The following is a 1421-nucleotide window of genomic DNA, read 5'->3' as shown; positions in this document are numbered from 1 at the left end:
CTTAGTATGCAATGACAGAAATTGAAACACTTGAGATAGCGATTCAAATCGGTAACTTTCTGATTCAACTTGTAGGGTACATCGACCAGCAAGAAGACACCAACTAAGGCCACGCTTCGATCTCGGACATGAGACGTCGCCACCGGGCGGACAAGTCTAACCCACGACCGACAGAGGGGTTTACTCTAGTCGACTCATACTCGTAACTCTCGCCCGCGACGTCGACGGACGTCGGTTCTTCCCACGCAAACCCCCGAGTAAAGACGTCACCAGTCGCTCGAAACCGGAGAATTTGGAGTAATGCAATCTCTCGCGCTTTTGCTTGTAGCTCGTCCTCGGGAAGGTCCGCTGTCGCCCGCTTGAGGTATGCCTCGGTCGTACGCTCGACGTCGTCGCGTTCTTTCTCGGAGAGTCGCGCCTCGAGCTTCTCGAGGTCGACCCACGCACCAGACTGAACCGCGTTCGTGTTGAGCTTCGGCGCTCCCCCACCCGAGTTACCTCTCGCAAAGTCGTTTTCCTCCAGGTACTCGGTATTCTTCGGTCCACTACTCTTGCCCCCGTGAAACCCACACTTCCCATGTGGTCCGATTGCTGGTCGACCACACCGCTTTCCCGTACTCTTAGCTGTCGCGGTACATCGCCCGAACCGACCGTAATTCATCTTACTACTCATGGGGGTTCATGTGGTCCGTGTTTGTCTCTTGCCTCAAGATTCCATGGGGGGTTGTTGTCCGACCGCGATTCATAGGTTCAGAGTTCGTCGACCCTACTCTAATCATGAACGTACTGTCTCGAGAGATACCACGAGATTACGAGATACCCGAATACAACGCATATCACGAACATATTACCAAAGGTTAGTTCAATCACGAACCTGCCTCCGTGAGGGGTTGCTGTGCAATCTCCGGCCCAATAGACAGCGTCTGAACCGTCTCGTCTCGTTCTTCGGTTAGACTCGACAGTAAGGGACGTACCCAGTCTACCCAGTCGTACATCGTATGGAGACGGTCGATGTCCGGTAGCCCGTTAGGTCCGCATTGTACCCATATCTCGATTACCTCCTCGGTCAACTCATCAAGCGCTTCTAGCGTCTCAAAGAGGACGTCTCGAGTGAACGACTCGGTCAGCATGAACGATGGAAGAATCCGCTTGTGGCGTTCTTGCTCGTCTGTGAACGAAAGGTTCAGTCGGCACTGACCCTCGGTCTCGTCGACTAACCCCATTGCTACAAGTGTCGGTAAGTGGTTCCGAACCGACTGCGTCGAGATTCCCGCTTTCTCGGCTAACTCTGTCTTGCTAAGGCTCAGATTCGTCGCGAGCAACGTACTAATCATCGCCCGAACCGTGGGGGTTGCGTCCTCTAAGAGACGCTTCGACGGGAGACTCGCGAGTGAAAGCCGTACTTCGCTACTCCGAATCTC

At 54.0% G+C, this 1421-nt stretch carries 1 protein-coding gene and 1 pseudogene; both read right to left on the bottom strand.

Annotated features, from left to right (window positions below):
* Positions 1–103: 103 nt before the first annotated feature.
* Entirely contained in the window at positions 104–673 is a 570-nt protein-coding gene (locus C471_RS16290; RefSeq protein ID WP_004048138.1) for a hypothetical protein, read from the bottom strand.
* A 193-nt stretch (positions 674–866) separates the two neighbouring features.
* Positions 867–1421, bottom strand: a pseudogene (locus tag C471_RS18030) (transcriptional regulator); the annotation flags it as partial.

The organism is Halorubrum saccharovorum DSM 1137 (assembly GCF_000337915.1).
GTDB lineage: Archaea > Halobacteriota > Halobacteria > Halobacteriales > Haloferacaceae > Halorubrum > Halorubrum saccharovorum.
The sequence above is the reverse complement of the archived record's forward strand: the minus strand, read 5'-3'. Positions and strand labels throughout refer to the sequence as shown.

What these genes read in the sequence shown, in the direction of transcription:
- C471_RS16290 (WP_004048138.1), bottom strand. Translation starts at nt 673, where the DNA reads ATGAGTAGTAAGATGAATTACGGTCGGTTCGGGCGATGTACCGCGACA.